Annotated in this window: 1 protein-coding gene; it reads right to left on the bottom strand. The window is 78.0% G+C overall.

What is annotated here, in order from left to right:
- A partial coding sequence (locus C1I98_RS42510; protein ID WP_199537623.1) for a hypothetical protein occupies positions 1–381 on the bottom strand: 381 nt, incomplete at both ends.

The following is a 381-nucleotide window of genomic DNA, read 5'->3' as shown; positions in this document are numbered from 1 at the left end:
GGGGTGGGGGAGTCGACGACCCGCCGCGCGATGAGGAGGTGCGAGATCGCGTCGGGGTAGGCGAGCCGGGACGCGGCGAAGCCGTGACAGGCGGCGAGTGACAGCACGATCGCGGCGAGCGTGACCAGGGCGAGGGCCCGGTCCCGCCGCGGCCCGGCCTTCGGCCGCCTGGCCCGCCACCACATGGCCTCACGCAGGGCGGGCGGCGGGCTGGGACGAGTGAGGCGGATCAGCGCGGCCCGCGCGAGGCTGGGCCTTGCGATTCGCAGGTGGCGCCGCCAGGGAGCGACCGGCCGGGCGGCGGCACTCGGGCCGGCGGCCAGTGGGTCGGCTGTGGCCCATTGCCTGGGTGGTCTGGCGGCGTGCGGGTCGGCTGTGGGC

It is taken from the genome of Spongiactinospora gelatinilytica, assembly GCF_003236385.1.
GTDB classification, from domain to species: Bacteria; Actinomycetota; Actinomycetes; order Streptosporangiales; family Streptosporangiaceae; genus Spongiactinospora; species Spongiactinospora gelatinilytica.
This window is presented reverse-complemented; position numbering and strand designations above follow the sequence as displayed.